At 74.8% G+C, this 14,827-nt stretch carries 12 protein-coding genes; 4 read left to right on the forward strand and 8 right to left on the reverse strand.

Annotated elements, in window-relative coordinates:
- Positions 1–375 precede the first annotated feature (375 nt).
- The 4 genes from ACTG9Q_RS05120 to ACTG9Q_RS05135 form a co-directional block, all read right to left on the reverse strand.
- Entirely contained in the window at positions 376–1,509 is a 1,134-nt protein-coding gene (locus ACTG9Q_RS05120; RefSeq protein WP_455571436.1) for a hypothetical protein, read from the reverse strand.
- Entirely contained in the window at positions 1,506–1,754 is a 249-nt protein-coding gene (locus tag ACTG9Q_RS05125; RefSeq protein WP_455571437.1) for a hypothetical protein, read from the reverse strand. Before ACTG9Q_RS05125 ends, ACTG9Q_RS05120 begins: the two co-directional genes overlap by 4 nt.
- Before the next feature lie 464 nt (positions 1,755–2,218).
- On the reverse strand, positions 2,219–3,964 hold the full coding sequence (locus tag ACTG9Q_RS05130; protein ID WP_455571438.1) for a dynamin family protein: 1,746 nt from the start codon (positions 3,962–3,964) through the stop codon (positions 2,219–2,221).
- Positions 3,965–4,053: 89 nt separating this feature from the next.
- Positions 4,054–6,264, reverse strand: coding sequence for an IniB N-terminal domain-containing protein (locus ACTG9Q_RS05135; RefSeq protein ID WP_455571439.1), 2,211 nt, complete (start codon positions 6,262–6,264; stop codon positions 4,054–4,056).
- Between the two features lie 260 nt (positions 6,265–6,524).
- Between ACTG9Q_RS05135 and ACTG9Q_RS05140 the strand changes: the two genes are divergently transcribed.
- Positions 6,525–7,910 carry an Hsp70 family protein gene (locus ACTG9Q_RS05140; RefSeq protein ID WP_455571440.1) on the forward strand — a complete coding sequence of 462 codons (1,386 nt, stop codon included), beginning with the start codon at positions 6,525–6,527 and terminating at the stop codon, positions 7,908–7,910.
- A complete protein-coding gene (locus tag ACTG9Q_RS05145; RefSeq protein ID WP_455571441.1) occupies positions 7,907–10,285 on the forward strand; it encodes a LuxR C-terminal-related transcriptional regulator in 2,379 nt (792 codons plus the stop codon). The genes ACTG9Q_RS05140 and ACTG9Q_RS05145 overlap by 4 nt, the downstream gene beginning before the upstream one ends.
- Positions 10,286–10,481: 196 nt before the next feature.
- Here the strand turns inward: ACTG9Q_RS05145 and ACTG9Q_RS05150 are convergent, their stop codons facing one another.
- Together ACTG9Q_RS05150 and ACTG9Q_RS05155 are read right to left on the reverse strand one after the other, a co-directional pair.
- Positions 10,482–10,877 (reverse strand): DUF1707 SHOCT-like domain-containing protein, encoded by a 396-nt coding sequence (locus tag ACTG9Q_RS05150; RefSeq protein ID WP_455571442.1) that lies wholly within the window; start codon positions 10,875–10,877, stop codon positions 10,482–10,484.
- Between the two features lie 62 nt (positions 10,878–10,939).
- A complete protein-coding gene (locus tag ACTG9Q_RS05155) occupies positions 10,940–12,028 on the reverse strand; it encodes a S1 family peptidase (protein WP_455571443.1) in 1,089 nt (362 codons plus the stop codon).
- 258 nt (positions 12,029–12,286) lie between these two features.
- Here ACTG9Q_RS05155 and ACTG9Q_RS05160 point away from each other — a divergent pair, with 258 nt between their 5' ends.
- The gene (locus tag ACTG9Q_RS05160; protein ID WP_455571444.1) at positions 12,287–12,523 is read left to right on the forward strand and encodes a hypothetical protein; all 237 of its coding nucleotides are present in this window, start codon (positions 12,287–12,289) and stop codon (positions 12,521–12,523) included.
- A gap of 84 nt (positions 12,524–12,607) precedes the next feature.
- Here the strand turns inward: ACTG9Q_RS05160 and ACTG9Q_RS05165 are convergent, their stop codons facing one another.
- Positions 12,608–12,802 carry an antitoxin gene (locus ACTG9Q_RS05165; protein WP_455571445.1) on the reverse strand — a complete coding sequence of 65 codons (195 nt, stop codon included), beginning with the start codon at positions 12,800–12,802 and terminating at the stop codon, positions 12,608–12,610.
- A gap of 144 nt (positions 12,803–12,946) precedes the next feature.
- Here ACTG9Q_RS05165 and ACTG9Q_RS05170 point away from each other — a divergent pair, with 144 nt between their 5' ends.
- Positions 12,947–13,417: a methylated-DNA--[protein]-cysteine S-methyltransferase gene (locus ACTG9Q_RS05170; protein WP_455571446.1), complete on the forward strand. Its 471-nt coding sequence runs from the start codon at positions 12,947–12,949 to the stop codon at positions 13,415–13,417.
- 23 nt (positions 13,418–13,440) lie between these two features.
- Here the strand turns inward: ACTG9Q_RS05170 and ACTG9Q_RS05175 are convergent, their stop codons facing one another.
- Positions 13,441–14,667 carry a nucleotide sugar dehydrogenase gene (locus ACTG9Q_RS05175; protein WP_455572016.1) on the reverse strand — a complete coding sequence of 409 codons (1,227 nt, stop codon included), beginning with the start codon at positions 14,665–14,667 and terminating at the stop codon, positions 13,441–13,443.
- Positions 14,668–14,827: the final 160 nt, after the last annotated feature.

Below are 14,827 nucleotides of genomic sequence, written 5' to 3' on the forward strand. Positions count from 1 at the left end.
GCTGAGCCTGCCTACCTGTGCCCGAGGTGATCGCACCTGCCGGTGGTCGCGGGTAGCCCGCTTATCTGGGATGGGTCACCGTGCAGATCCGCTGAGCCTGCCTACCTGTGCCCGAGGTGATTGCCCTGCCGGTGGTCGCGGGCAACCTGGCTCACCTGGACTGGGGCACCGAGCGGACCCAGTGAACAAGCCCGCCCCTGTGCCCGAGCTGATCGGCCCTGCCCGTGGTCACAACCAGCGGGCTGACGCGCGTCGCACACCCTTCGACCGCCGTGACCCCGGCATCCAGCAGGTCCGGGGCCGACCAGGCCCGCCGGGGCGATGGCGGAGTCCTCGCGGCGGGTGCCGCCCGCGGCCCGGCCCAGCTGGAACGGGTCACCGCGCGGGCTCGTTGAGCAGTCCGGCGCAGCTGCGTGCCACCACTCCCGCCGCGCGCCGCTGTGCGTCGGTCAATCCGGGGTCGAGTGACCACGCGCGCCAGCGCACCATCGCCGCGTACGGGTCCAGGCCGCCCGGCAGGCGCTCGCCCGCGGCGCCCAGCAGGCAGCGCGCCTCGGTGGCCGCGTCGTCTCCCAGCTCGTCCAACGACACCCGGCCCGTGCGCAGGACGGCCAGCAGGCGCAGCTCGCGCAGCTCGTGCGCCGACGCCGTCACCCGCTCCACGTCGGCGGCCACCGCCGGGCGCGGATCGGCCCGCACCAGCGATTCCACCGCCGCCAACGCCGAGCGGGCGCGCAGGACGTCGGCGCGGTCGGTGAAGCACTCGGCGACAGCGGCGCGGATGTCGTCGATGCCGCTGGCCCTGGACAGCTCGGCGGCCACGTCGGCGCCACGCCGCACCAGCGACGCTGCCAACCGCACCGCGAACAGGCCGAACCGCTCCACCAGGGAGACGCGGATGTCGGTGGGCACTGGCAACGCCGAGCCGGTGAACCTGTCCACTGACAGCAGCGCCGCGTCCAGCTCGTCCCGGGCGAGCCCGCCCAGCGCGCGCAGCGCGGACTCCTCCTCGCCGGTCATCGTCGCCGCGCCCAGTGCCGTCAGCCCCGCGACCGCGACCACGTCCTGGCAGCGCGCGCCCAGCTCACCACGGGCGTGCCTGCGCGCGAGCTGACGCGCCGAGACCATGGCGTCGACCCGCCCCCCGCCCAGCTCGTCGGCCCGCGACAGCACCGCGATCGAGGCCACCGGGTGCAGTGCCGCCGGGTACGGCTCGGCCGGACGCGGCATCAGCACCAGAACCGCGTCGGCGTCGGCGTCCCCGTCGATCAGCTCGACCGCCCCAGGCCAGTCGACCACCAGCCGCCCGGCCCGAGCGGTGAACGGCTCGCCGACGATGGCATCAAGCAGAGTCGACTGCCCCGACCCGGGCGCGCCAACCGCGGCCACCCGCAGCGGACCGGACAACGCGGCCTGTCGGGCATCGAGGAACGCCGCAGCACGCGGATCGTCCCGGTAGGCGACCCGAGCGCGCTCCACCAGCGCCCACACCGCCTCAACGAGGCTCACGCGATCACCCCGCGCGGAGCGGGCACGGCTTGGCGAACATGGCGGAACGCTGCGGCCCGCAGGTCATCGCGATAGGCGGCGTGGGCGTGGTCCAGCAGCGCCCAGACCGCCCCGACGAGGCTCACGTGACCCGTCTGTGCAGGGTGAGCTTGGTGACCGTTGAAGGACGTCATGGCGCGGGGGTTGTTGTGTTGGGTGGCGCTGCTGTGGTCGAGCAATGCCTGGGTCGCCTTGGTGCGGCTCATGTGGTCAGCTCGCGTGGGTCGGGAGCCGGGATGGGAAGCGCGCTCTTGGCGGGCGGTGAGGAACGCCGTGACGCGGAGGGAGGCGCGGGGCGGTCCAGCAGCGCTTGGGCTGTCTCGGTCAGGCTCATGTGGACAGTCCGGTGGTTGACAGCGGGCTGGATGGCGCGGTTTGGCAGGCGTCAGGAAGCGTTGTGGCGTGGGGATCTTCGCGGTGGACTGCGCGGTCTGGCAGCGCCCGTACCGCCTTGGTGGGGTTCACGTGGTCAGTCCGCCTGGGTGGGCAGCGCGGGGTTGGTTGACGTTGAGGAAACGTCGTGGCGTGGGGTTGTTGTGGTGGGCGGAGTGGGGTTGGACCGGCAGCGCCGGGGCCGTCTCGGGGAGGCTGTTGTGGACAGTCTGGGGGCGGGCTGCGGGTTGGATCGCGCGGTTCCATGGGTGTGGGGGGACGTCATGGGGTGGTGGGGTCATGCGGTGAGGCCGCGGGGGGTGGGCAGGGGGGCTCGGGCGGATTCGGCTCGGGTGCGCAGGGCGGAGAGTTTGGTCAGGTCGCGGCGGACGGTGGTGATGAGTTCGGTGCGGCGGGTGGTGGCCGCCTCGGTGCCTCGGCGGGCTCGGCGGGCCGACTCGGCGGCTTCGGCGCGTACCTGTCGGGCGATCTCGTCCAGGCGGTCGCGCAGGGCTCGGTGGATCATGCGGGTGGCGTCGCGGGTTTGCTTGCCGTAGGCGAGGAAGAAGTCGTCGACGTGGCGTTGGGCGGTGGTCTTGGCGATGGCTTGGCGGCGTTTGAGCCGGGCCCCGCGTTCCTCGAACACGCTGCGGGCGCCGAAGGCGACACCCGCGCCGATGGAGATCGGGTTGATCAGTGGCAGGCCGGCCAGGGTCGTGGCCAGGCCCGACATCAGCAGGCCGCTGTAGGAGCCGCGCAGGCCGACGAACATCTTCTGCACCGGGCTGAACGGCTCGACCCTCGGGGTGCGCAGCGAGTCCACGGCGGCGAGGTCGAGCAGGGCGGGCAGGTCCTCGCCGTCGGCGGCCAGCCGTCCGGCGATCCACTCGAACCGGCGCAGCAGCCAGTCGGCGTTGGCCTCGGCGACGGTGGTCAGGGTGGTGCGCATCCAGTCGGAGAACTCCGGCCACACCTTGAGCGGGTCGGCCTCCTCGAAGTAGTCGTCGACCTCGCGCAGGACGCGGCGGGTGCGGTCGCGCAGGTCGTACTCGACGTCGGAGTTGAGGTCGGCGACGTCGTCGGCCAGCTGCGTCTGCTTGCGGGCGGCCTCGCGCTGGATCAGCTCGATCCTGCTGGTCGCGGCCAGCACGGCGTCCTGGGTGACCGCGGGCGGCAGCGCGGCGGCGCGCGCCCGCACCGGGCCGAGCAACTCCTCCACCACGACCCCGCACGTCGCCGCGGCGGCCCGGCCCGCGGCGGCGACCGGGTCGGCGAGCACGGCCGCGCGCAGGCACTCGACCAGCGCGGCGAACCCGGACTCGGTGTTGAGCGCCTTGTCCCCGGTCCGGGCGGCGGCCAGGCGCAGCACCGAGGACACCGGCACCACGGGCGCGGTGAGCCCGGCCTCGGCCAGCCGGTTGCGGTCCACCTCGGCGACGTGCCGCCAGCGCGGCACCATGTCGATCTTGGTGAGCACCACGGCCACCGCGGGGCACAGCCGGGCCACCTGGCCGAGCAGGTCCAGTTCCAGCGGGGTCAGCGCGGCGGTGGCGTCGGTGACCAGCAGCGCGCACTCGGCCTCGGCCAGCGCGGCCATCGCCAGCTCGGTGCGCCGCCCGCTCGGGTCGCCCACCGGCGGGGCGTCGACGAGGACGAGACCGGCGCCGAGCAGCGCGCGCGGCAGGCCGATCTCGGTGCCCACGGCGTCGGGGTGCTTGTTGGCGCGCGCTGTCGCCGTCTCGACAGGGCCGCCGCGGTCGGTGGCGCCCAGCAGCGCGGCGGTGGGGGTCTTGGCGTGTTTCAGCACGGCGGGCACGGTCGTGGTGACGTCGTCGCCCACGGCGCAGACCGCGGCTCCCAGCAGGGCGTTGACCAGCTGGCTCTTGCCCTGGCCCGCGCAGCCGAACACCACGACGCGCCGGGTGGGGTGCAGCAGGGCGGCTCTGCGGGTTCGCAGGCGCTGGGCAAGGTCGGGCCGGTCGAACTCGGCGCAGGCGCGGATCGTCTCGTCCAGCAGCTCCAGCCAAGGCGGTGCCGTCGTCACCCGGACGAGTGTGCCGTGTTCGGCCTGCGGGGGGAAATGGCGAGAGCGGGGCCGGATGATCCCGGCCCCGCTCCCTCTGTGCCGAAGGGTCAGTGGCCCAGGTCCAGCACGTCGGTCACGCCGCCGACGTCGAGCAGGCCGCCATCGCCGGTGACCTCGCCGAGCGGGTTGCCGCTGACCAGGTCGCCCCCGGTCTGGGGCAGGTCGCCCAGGTCCGGCAGCGGGTTGACGACGGGCAGGTCGACCGGCAGCTCCGGCAGCTCCAGCTCGGGCAGCGCGGGCACGTCGACGGGCAGGTCGCCCAGCTCCGGCAGCTCCGCGCCGGGCACGGCGGGCACGTCGACCGGCAGGCCGTCCAGCTCGGGCAGCTCCAGCTCGGGCAGCGCGGGCACGTCGACGGGCAGGTCGCCCAGCTCCGGCAGCGCCGGGACGGCGGGCAGGTCGACCGGCAGGTCGCCCGCGGCGCCGGTCAGCACGCCGCCGAGGTCGGCGAGGTCGGCGTCGGCCAGGCTGCCGCCCTCGCTGACGTAGTTGGCGACCGTGCCGACGGTCACGTCACCGACGCGCAGGGCGTCGGCGTCGAGCAGGCCGGTCACGTCGTCCATGTCGCCCAGCTGCGGTGCGGTCAGCTCCGGCAGCGCGATGCCCGCGGCGGTCACGTCCAGCCCGCTGACGCCGCCGGTGCCCAGGTCGCCGTTGACCGAGAGCACGTCGGCGTCGAGCACCAGGCCCGCGTCCACGCCGTCCTCGGAGGCGGCCAGACCCGCGCCCGCGGTGGCGAGGTCGCTGTCCAGCGCCAGGCTGCCCGCGGCGCCGTCGGTCCCCAGCGCGGTCTCCGCGCCCAGGCCGCCCAGGGCGGTCTCGCCGCCGAAGCCCGCCGCGGCGCCGTTGGTGGTGGCGGCGAAGGCGCCCTCGGCGGTGAGGTGATCGGAGTGCAGGCCAGCGGTGCCCGCGGCGCCGTCGGTGCTCAGCGCGGCGTCGCCTGCCAGGTGGGCCATGTCGTTCTCGGCGCTGAAGCCGCCCGCGGCGCCATTGGTGGTGGCGGCGAAAGCGCCCTCGGCGGTGAGGTGCTCAGACTGCAGTCCGGCGGCACCCGAGGCGCCGTCCGTGGAGGCCGCGAAGGCGCCCTCGGCGGTGAAGTGCTCGGAGTGCAGGCCAGCAGCGCCGGAGGCACCGTCGGCGGAAGCCGCGAAGGCGCCGTCGGCACTGAAGTGCTCGGACTGCAGGCTGGCGGCGCCCGCGGCACCCTCGGTGGAGGCGGCGAAAGCGCCCTCGGCGGTGAAGTGCTCGGAGTGCAGGCCAGCAGCGCCGGAGGCACCGTCGGCGGAGGCCGCGAAGGCGCCCTCGGCGGTGAAGTGCTCGGACTGCAGGCTGGCGGCGCCCGCCGCTCCGTCGGTGGAGGCGGCGAAGGCGCCGTCGGCGCTGAAGTGGTCGGAGTCCAGGTCGAACGCGCCCGCGGCGCCGTCGGTGCTCAGAGCGGTGTCGCCTGCGAAGCTTGCCGCGTCGTTCTCGGTGCTGAAGCTGCCCGCGGCGCCGTTGGTGGTGGCGGCGAAGGCCCCCGCGGCGCTGAAGTGCTCGGAGTCGACGCCGAACGCGCCCGCGGCGCCGTCGGTGCCCAGGGTGGTCTCGGCGCCCGCGTCGCCGTACTCGGTCTCGCCGACGGCGCCAGCGGACACCCCGTTGGCGGTCGCGGCCAGGTGGCCCTCACTCGCGAGGTGGTTGGTGACGAAGTCGTAGTCGCCCGCGGCGCCGTTGGTGGAGACCGCGGCGTCGGCGTCACCGGCGGCCTCGTCGGTGGCGAACCCGACGCCGCCCGCGCCGCCGTCGCTGGTGAGGGTGGTGAAGCCCGCCAGGTCGGCGGGGTCGCTGGTGGCGCGGAAGACGCCGTCGACCCCGTCGGTGGCGGCGGCGAGGTGGCCATCGCCGTTGCCGTGCTCGGAGGCGAAGTCGAAGTCGGCCACCGCGCCCTCGGTGGAGGCCACGGCACCCGCGACGCCCGCGAAGTGGTCGGTCACGACCTCCACGCCGCCCGCGCCGCCGAGCGCGCCCGACGCGGCCTCGGCGAAGGCCTGGAGCTGGCCGATCGCGGTGCCGTCGGTGGCGGGCAGGGCCAGGTCGAGGCCCGCGGGGGCGTAGTCGACCACCAGCGGCACGACGTCCTGGACGTCGGCGGCGGTGATGTCGTCCAGACCCGCGGCCTGCAGGCAGCTGCCGGGGTCCGCGGCGAAGGCCGAGCGGGCGGCGTCGTCGGTGAGCAGGGTGAGCACGAAGTCGTGCAGGGTCTGGTCGGGCGTGATCAAAGGACCGGCTCCAAGGGGGAAGGGGCTGTGGCCCGAGACCGGGGCATCGGCTCGGGCGGCGACGATCACGCTAGGGCGGCCCGGCCATCACCCACATCGGGGATGACTCCCGGTTTACTCCTAACGCACTAACGGGGGACGGGGTTTCACTCGTTAGGGGATTAGGGGGTGAGTGGATGTCCACCCGGGGTTGCCATGCGGGACGCGCCGCCTGGTACCAACAGGGCCCAGTGGCCGCGTCCCACCGGAGGTGTTCTGTCATGCCGTACGTGCTCGGCGTCGACGTCGGCCGCACCCGCGGCGCGGCGGCGGTGTGCAGGCGCGACGGGCCGCCCGTGGTGGTCGACGCCGACCTCCCGCCGCTGCTGGCACTGGCGAACGGCCAGATGGTGGTGGGTGCGGACGCGGCGGCGGTGTCCGCTGAGTGGGTCGCGGCCGACCTGCTCGACCACGTCGGCGACGACGTCGCCCTCCTGCTCGGCGGCGTCCCGTACACCGCGCACGACCTCCTCGCGGCCTTGGTCGCCGCGGTCGCCGACCGGGTCGCCGACGCCGAGGGCGGGCCACCCGACCGGGTGGCGGTGACTCACCCACCCGATTGGGGTCGGTACCGGCGCGGGCTGCTGCGCGACGCGCTGGCCGCCGCGGGGTACCCGGGGGTCCTGCTGCTGCCCACCGTCGCCGCCGCGGCGGAGGCCGAGCACTTCCGCGCGCCGCTGCGACCCGGCCAGTCGCTGGGTGTGGCCCTGCTCGGCGGCAGGCACACCGAGTACGCCCTGCTGCACCGCGGCCCGGTGGCGTTCGACCTCGTGGGCCACGCCGCCCCCGCCGACCCGGCCGTCGGCGCCTGCCTGGACGACCTGCTCGCCGACCTCGGGGGACAGGCGGTCAAGGAGCGGCTGAGCACGGTCGCCGAGGTGCCGGTGGGCGAGTCCGTGGTCACCCAGACCGCCTTCGCCGACCTGGCCCGCCCGGTCCTGACCCGCGCGATCGACGGCTTCCGCACGTTCCTGTCCGCCGAGCGGCCCGCGCGGGCCGTGGTGGCGGGCGGCACGGCCCGGGTCCCCCTGGTCGCCTGCCTGGCCGCGGCCCTCCCCACCCCCAGCACGATCCCGGACGACCCGGCCACCCTGCCCGCCCGCGGCGCCGCCCTGGCCGCCCGCCCCCGCCTCGCCCTGCCCACCCCCCGCGCCGCCGCGTCCGACCCGGCGTTCCGACCGGTGGGAATCGAGCCCGGCTTCCGGGCGACCGCCTCTGACCCGCGACTTGGACCCGTAGGTTCCGTCTCGGGGTTTGGGTCCGGTTCGTATCGCCCAGCGGAGCCCGGTTTCCGGGCGACGGCTTCTGATCCGCGGCTGAGGCCCGCGGGGTCTGGCTCGGGCTTCCGCTCCGAATCGTCTGGTCCGGGGTTTCGGTCGACGGATGTCGAGTCGGGTTCGCGGGTGACGGCTTCTGATCCACGGCCCCGTGCCACGGGGTTCGGGTCGCCCGACTCGTTCGACACCGTTGTGTCCAGTCCTGGGTTTCCGCCGGTTCGGCTGCCGCTGGACACCGAGCCGCCGCCTCGGCCGCCGGTGGAGATCACCCCGCTCGAACCGCCGCCGCGGCGCTTCGCCCGGGTGCGGAAGGGGAAGGGCGCCTCGTGATCCCCGGCCACCTGCACCCCGCCGACCTGGTCCTCGACGAGCCGACCCGGCGGCTCTGCGCCGACATCGCCGCGGGTGCGCGCGGTCCGGTCCGGCTGGCCGTGATCGCTCCCGGCGGCTACGGCAAGTCCGCCCTCCTCGACCGCCTCGCCGAGATCCCCGCCGCGGTCCGCCACCGCCGTGGTGTCGCGCCGGAGAGCGGGATGCTGCTGGTCGACGACGCGCACCTGCTCAGCGACGCCGCCCTGGCCGAGGTCGCCGACCTGGCGGCCGACGACCGGCTCGACCTGGTCGTCGCCGCCCGGCCGTGGCCCCGGCCCGCGGGGCTCACCGCGCTGCTGGCCCGCCTGCGCGGCCAGATCGTGCTGCGGTCCTTCGACCACGACCGCGTCGCCGCCTGCCTGCGCCTGGCCACCGGCGACGACCCCGAGCCCGACGTCGTCGCGGCGGTCCACGCCCACACCGGCGGCGTGCCCGGCCTCGTGCACCGCCTGGCCCCGCACCTGTCCACCGGGGGGGCCTTCGCCAGGGCCGAGGCGGGCGCGGCCGAGGAGTTCCGGTTCGACCTCGACCGCCTCGACACCGACGCGCGGCGGGTGCTGACCGCCAGCGAGGCCGGGGTGGCCGACCTGCCCGCGGGCCTGCTCGAACGGCCGGTCGCCGAGGTCGTCGCCGAGGTGCGCGCCGGGGGGCTCGTCGCCCCGGACGGCGGCCTGCTGCCCGTCGCCGCCGTCGCCGTGCGGGCGCTGGTCCCCGCCGAGGAGCGGTCGGCGCTGTTCGACGCGCTGGCCGGGGCCCGGCTGGCCGCGGGCGGCCCGGTCGCGCCCACCGCCATCGCGCTGCTCGACGCGGGCGCCGACGGCCCCGCGGTCGCCGCGCTGTTCGCGACGGCGGCCTCGGAGTGCGCTCCCGGAGTCGCCGTGCGGCTGTTCACCGCCGCGGCCGCCGCGGGCCACGAGGTCGACCAGGCGGACTGGGCCGAGGCCGAGGCCCTCGCGGGCGAGGCGTCCGCCGCCCTGCGCCGCGCCGACGCCCTCATCGCGCACGGCCCCGGGCCCGTCCGCGGCCGCGCGGCGTCGGTCGCGGGAGCGGCCCTGGCGCACCGCGGGCAGCTGGCCCGCAGCGCCGAGCTGTACCGCTGGAGCGGGACCGCGGTGTCGGCGGCGTTCGCCGCGATCGGCTACGTCGGCACCGGCAGGCTCGACGAGGCCAGGGTCGCCCTCAAGGAGGCGGGGAACGCCGCCCCGACCGTGCTCGCGGGCGCCGTCGCGGCCACCGCCCGCGGCGTGCTCGACTCGGTGTCCGGACCGGCACTGTCCACTGTGGTGCACGCCGCGGCGGCGCTGGAGCCGGTCGGCGACGCGGCCCTGCTGCCCGACAGCCCCGCCGCCCTCGCCGCCCTGATGGCCCTGCACGACGGCGACCCCGCGACCGCGGAGTCGGTGCTGGACCGCGCCATCGCCGCCGGAGTCGGCGGCGCCCCCCTGGCCGCCCGCCACCGGCTGCTGCGCGGCTGGGCGGCGATGTTCGCGGGCAACGCCGCCGCGTCCGGCCGGTCCGCGGACGGGTGTTCCTCCAGCCGCGACGATTTGTTCGCCGCGGGTCTGGCCGTCGCCCTGGCGCGGCGGGGCAGTGACCTGGCGGCGCTGCGGCGCTGCTGGGAGGCCGCCTGCGCGGCGGTCGCCCGGCAGCCGGTGGACCTGTTCACCCTGCTGCCCTTGGGGGAACTGGCCGTCGCCGCCGCCCGCCTCGGCGACCGCGACCGCATCGCCCCGCACCTGGACGCCGCGTGGTCGCTGCTGGACACCCTCGGAAATCCTCCACTGTGGACGGCCATGCCGCACTGGTACGCCCTCCACGCCGAACTCCTGGCCGAATGCCCCGCCGCCGCCCGACACCACGCCGACGCCCTGCGCGCCTGCGCCGACGCCGGACCGGTCCCCGCCGCCCTGGCCGACGCCGCCCAGGTGTGGCTGCGCGTGGTCGCCGGGGATGTCGACCGCGAGGCCGTGGAATCGGCCGCCCGCGCCCTCCACGCCGCGGGCCTGCGCTGGGACGGCGCCCGCCTGGCAGGCCAGGCCGCCATCCGCACCACCGACCGCGCGGCGATGGTCGGCCTGCTGGAGTGCGCCCGCGGCCTGCAGGGCCCGACGAGCACCCCCACCCCCGATGCCGCGGGCGAGCCCGCCCGCCTGAGCGAGCGGGAACTCCAGGTGGCGGGCCTGGTGCTGACGGGCATGACCTACCGCCAGATCGGCGACCGCCTGTTCATCTCCGCCAAGACCGTCGAGCACCACGTGGCCCGCATGCGCGCCCGCCTGGGCGCCGCCAGCCGAGCCGACCTCCTCGCCCGCCTGCGCGAGCTGGTCGGCTGAGCGACGTCACCAGCCCTGACCGGGACCATCGGCGAACCCGGAGGCACTCGCCGAAATCGAGCGGACGAGCCGCCGAGCGCCACACGTGGGCCTGCGCCGCACCGAGATCGACCATGGCTGTTTCTCCACGACCGACCCGCTGAGCCGTGGGCCGAACGCGCCATCGGACCCTGTGACGTGCTGGCTGCCCGGAGACCTAGGAGGCGACCAGGACGATGATCGCCGCGATGATCACGGCGGGGGCTAAGGCCCACCAGGAGCCGGTGATGGCGGTGACGGTGGTGATCAGGGCGATGGCGGCGAGGACGAAGCCGCCGATGATGAGGCCGTTGGCGCGGCGGGCGGGCGCCTTGGCGGGAGGTGCGGCCGGGCGGGGGGCGATCTCGGCGGGTGGGTCGAACCGGGGGTGTGGGGCTGGGAGGTCGTCGAAGAGGGTGTCGAGGTCGCCGCGGGTTTCGGCGGTGGTGGCGGAGGTGCAGCGGCGCTCGTACTCGGCGACGTCGATGCGGCCCTCGGTGAAGTGGGTGGAAAGGGCGGCGACCGCTCGCTCGCGGTCGGCGGTGCCGACGCGGAGGTGTGGTTTCCGCCCCATGGTCACGACTGTACGAGAAAGCGGCGGAACCCGCCCCCGTGCGGGACGGGTTCCGCCGGTGCTCAGCCGGTGACCAGGGTCAGGCCATAGGCGTCGAGGATCTCGTTGACGGGCTGGAAGTACGTGGTCCCGCCGCTGGAGCAGTCGCCGGAGCCGCCCGAGGTCACACCCTGGGCCTGGGTGCCGCTGACCCACGAACCGCCGGAGTCCCCGGGCTCGGCGCAGGCGTCGGTCCTGGTCAGGCCGCTGACGTCGCCTTCCGGATAGCGCACGGTCTCGTCCAGCGACTCCACGGTGCCGCAGTGCCAGCCGGTGGCGGACCCGGAGCGGCAGACGCTGGCGCCGACCGCGGCCGGGGTCGACCCGGTCACGGTGACGTTGCCGTTGCCGTACCCGCTGACCACCGGGCTCGGCGTCCACGAGTCGTTGGTGCTGACCCACGCGTAGTCGTCACCGGGGAAGGACGACCCCTCGAACCCGCCCATCGCCGAGCGGTCCGCGCCGTCGACCGAGGAGCCGGGCCGCCCGCAGTGGCCCGCGGTGACGAAGCCGCCCGTGACGGAGAACCCGACCGAGCACCGCCCCGACCCGTCGATGTAGTAGGCGTCCCCACCCACCACATCGGCGTACGGCCGGGGCCGCTTCGCCACCTGTTCCACCCGGACCGGACCCGTGAATCCCTCCATAAAGGACCGCACGTCGGCGCTCTCGGACAACGCCCTGACGACGACCGAATTGGACCGCACGTCGACGTACCACCCGGTCACCTCGGCGGGCGCGGCCGTGGAACGGCCGTCGATCGCCGACTTGACACCGTCCAAGGTGGCCGCCGAGTGCGTGACCACCTCCGCCCGCCCGCCCGCGGCCTCGACCTCGTCGACGCGCGCGGCGTCGGTGACCCCGACGGTCAGCGTCCCGTTGTCCAGCCAGGCCCCGCCGAACGCCGTTCCCGCCGCCTCCGACACGGCGGGAACCAGCGCCCGGGCGGTGTTCTCCCGAGCCAGCAACGAGTCCACCTGCGACACCGTCAGTCCCAGGTCCCGCTCCATCGCGGGGGCCAGCGCCGAGGGCGCCGCCCCGGCGGGTGAACTGACCACCGCGCCCGCCGTCAGCGCGGCCAAACCTCCAACAATGCCAATGATTTTGCGCATAAGCAGGACCTCTCCACGATCGCAGGGCCGAGATGGACGGAGAGTGGCCATCCCGGACCGAACCAACTGGTTACCCGCCAGTCCGGTGAGCCGACGCTAGCCCGCCACCTGTGCGGCCGGGCACCCTACGAATGTCGGTTCTGGAAGAGATTTACCCACTGAAGTCGGACTTAGTGGACACAAAAGCGTGGCAGCCTTACGCCGAACGAGTGAGGCTGTGTCACTATGAGCCCAGTTCACGGGGGACCGGGGGTCGACATGCACGCAGCGGCGGCGGACTGGCCGGTACCCGGCACGGTCGTCACCTTCGGCATGTACAACTTCCACCGGGGAAATCCCCAGTTCATCGGCATCGGCGTCGTCGCGGGCGACCCGAAGCGGCACCCGCACGCCGACCTCTGGCGCCTGCCCATCATCCCCCTGGACGAGGACGCCCCACCCACCCCGGCCTGGATCACGCTCGCCGACATCATCGACGCCCTGCCGCCGTCCTGACCCGGAGCGACACCAAGACCCCCGGCGAACCCGCCGAGGGTCTTGGCTGTCTCAGGCCCTACCGCCCCATCCCGCGGGCAGGGCTCACCGGCGCGCGGAAGCCTGCACCCTGCGTACCGCCGTGCCGATGCGGTCGTGGTACTTGCCCTTGGTGCGGCGGTCCACGAACTGCCCGGCCTTGGCGGCCCAGCGGTCCACCTTCTCCGGGTGGCGGCGGGCATACTTGCTCGCGGCGGCCGCGGCCCCCGCGAGGGCGGTGAGTCGCTTGAACAGCGGCATGGCGGTCCTTTCGTCGGCGCTCAGCGTGTCAACGTGGAGGTACCCCGATTGGTTCCGGTTCACCCAAAGTGTGATGGCCGATTCCCGCCAGCATCCGTACCCCCCTCCGGTCCACTCTGGTGGCAACCGAAAGCGAGGACCCCAGTGCGCGCGCACACGATCACCGACAGCCCCGTGGGCCAACTCACCCTGGTCGCCACCGACGGCATCCTGTCCGGCCTCTACATGACCGAGCAGCGCCACCGTCCGGCCGAGACCACCTTCGGCCACCGCGACGATACCCTGCTCGACGAGGTCAAAGCCCAGCTCAAGGCGTATTTCGCTGGCGAGCTGAGGACCTTCGAGGTGCCCACGGCGATGGCGGGCACCCCTTTCCAGCAGCGGGTCTGGGCCGCGCTCGGCGAGATCCCCTACGGCGAGACCATCACCTACGGGGAACTCGCCCAGCGCCTCGGCCACCCCACGGCCTCCCGCGCTGTCGGCATGGCCAACGGCCGCAACCCGATCAGCGTGATCGTGCCGTGCCACCGCGTGATCGGCTCGACGGGCAGCCTGACCGGCTACGGCGGCGGCATCGAGCGCAAGCGCTTCCTGCTGGACTTCGAACGCGGCTAGGCCGTGTTATTCCGGTGTTGGGATCACAGCCGCTCCACGTGGTCGCCCGGGAGCACGCCCCGGGTGTCCAGCACCGCCCGCACCCGGGGCACGCTGACGGACCGGTGGTCCTGCAACAGCACGACGAGGTCGGCGTCGTCGTCCACATCGGACCTGGGCACCTCGACGCCGTCCACGGCGAACCGGGGGACGTGCGGATCGTGGTAGGCCACCTGCACGCCCATGGCCCGCAGGTGGCGCACCACGCCGATCGCCGGTGACTGCCGCACGTCGGCCACGTCCGCCTTGTACGTCACGCCCAGCAGCAGCACCCTGGCCCCGGCCACCGGACCGCCGCGCGCCAGCACCTCCCGCGCGCGCCGCGCCACGTACCCCGGCATCCCGGCGGTGACCTCCAGCGCCGTGGCGATCATCGTCGCGGGCAGCCCGGCCGAGCGGGCTCGGCTGGCCAGGTACCGCGGGTCCACCGGGATGCAGTGCCCGCCGACGCCCGGCCCCGGCGCGAACGCCTGGAACCCGAACGGTTTCGTCGCCGCGCAGCGCAGCACGTCCCAGACGTCGACGCCCGCGCCCGCGCAGAACACCGCCAGCTCGTCCACCAGCGCGATGTTCACCAGCCGGTAGCTGTTCTCCAGCAGCTTGGCCGTCTCCGCCTCCCGCAAGCCTGCCGCGACGACGACGGTGTCGACCAGTTCCTCGTAGAACGCCGCGCACCGCTTCGCGCACACCGGGGTCAGCCCGCCGACGACCTTGGGCGTGTTCTCGAAGGAGAACTCCCCGTTGCCCGGGTCGATGCGCTCGGGGGAGAACGCCAGGTGGAAGTCGGCGCCCGCGACGAGCCCGCCCGCCTCCAGCACCGGGGCCAGCACCTCCTCGGTGGTGCCCGGGTAGCTGGTGGACTCCAGCACCACCAGGGTGCCCGGCCGCAGGTGCCGGGCCACCGCCCCCGCCGCCGAGAGCACGGCGCCGAGGTCGGGCTCGCCGTCCACCAGGCCGGTGGGCACGCAGATGACCACGGTGTCCGCGGCGCCGACGGGCGCCGGGTTCACCGTGGCGGTGAACCCGGCGTCGAGCATCGCCTCGATGTCGCCGTCGGCGATGTCGCCGATGTGCGAGCGGCCCGCCCGCAGTCCCGCCACCACGTCGCGGGAGATGTCGACGCCGGTGACCGTCAGGCCCGCGGCGCAGGCCCTGCGGGCCAGTGGGAGGCCGACGTACCCCAGGCCGATCACTACCAGGTCGAGGCCCACGTCCGGGTCAGGCGCCGGGACGCGGGGCCGCGGCGGCGAGCGCGCCGGGTCGGGCCGCGCGGGTGACTCCCATGTTTCCTCCACTTTGTCGATCCGGTGAGCCGCTTCCATATTTGTCGGTCTCGCCGCCATCGGCACTCGCTTGTTCGTGTACCTGTTT

It is taken from the genome of Actinokineospora lacus, from assembly GCF_053813445.1.

Coding starts and splice junctions, on each gene's coding strand:
- ACTG9Q_RS05160 (WP_455571444.1), top strand. CDS start 12,287: ATGCACGCAGCGGCGGCGGACTGGCCGGTACCCGGCACGGTCGTCACC.
- ACTG9Q_RS05125 (WP_455571437.1), bottom strand. CDS start 1,754: ATGAGCCGCACCAAGGCGACCCAGGCATTGCTCGACCACAGCAGCGCC.
- ACTG9Q_RS05150 (WP_455571442.1), bottom strand. CDS start 10,877: ATGGGGCGGAAACCACACCTCCGCGTCGGCACCGCCGACCGCGAGCGA.
- ACTG9Q_RS05155 (WP_455571443.1), bottom strand. CDS start 12,028: ATGCGCAAAATCATTGGCATTGTTGGAGGTTTGGCCGCGCTGACGGCG.
- ACTG9Q_RS05165 (WP_455571445.1), bottom strand. CDS start 12,802: ATGCCGCTGTTCAAGCGACTCACCGCCCTCGCGGGGGCCGCGGCCGCC.
- ACTG9Q_RS05140 (WP_455571440.1), top strand. CDS start 6,525: ATGCCGTACGTGCTCGGCGTCGACGTCGGCCGCACCCGCGGCGCGGCG.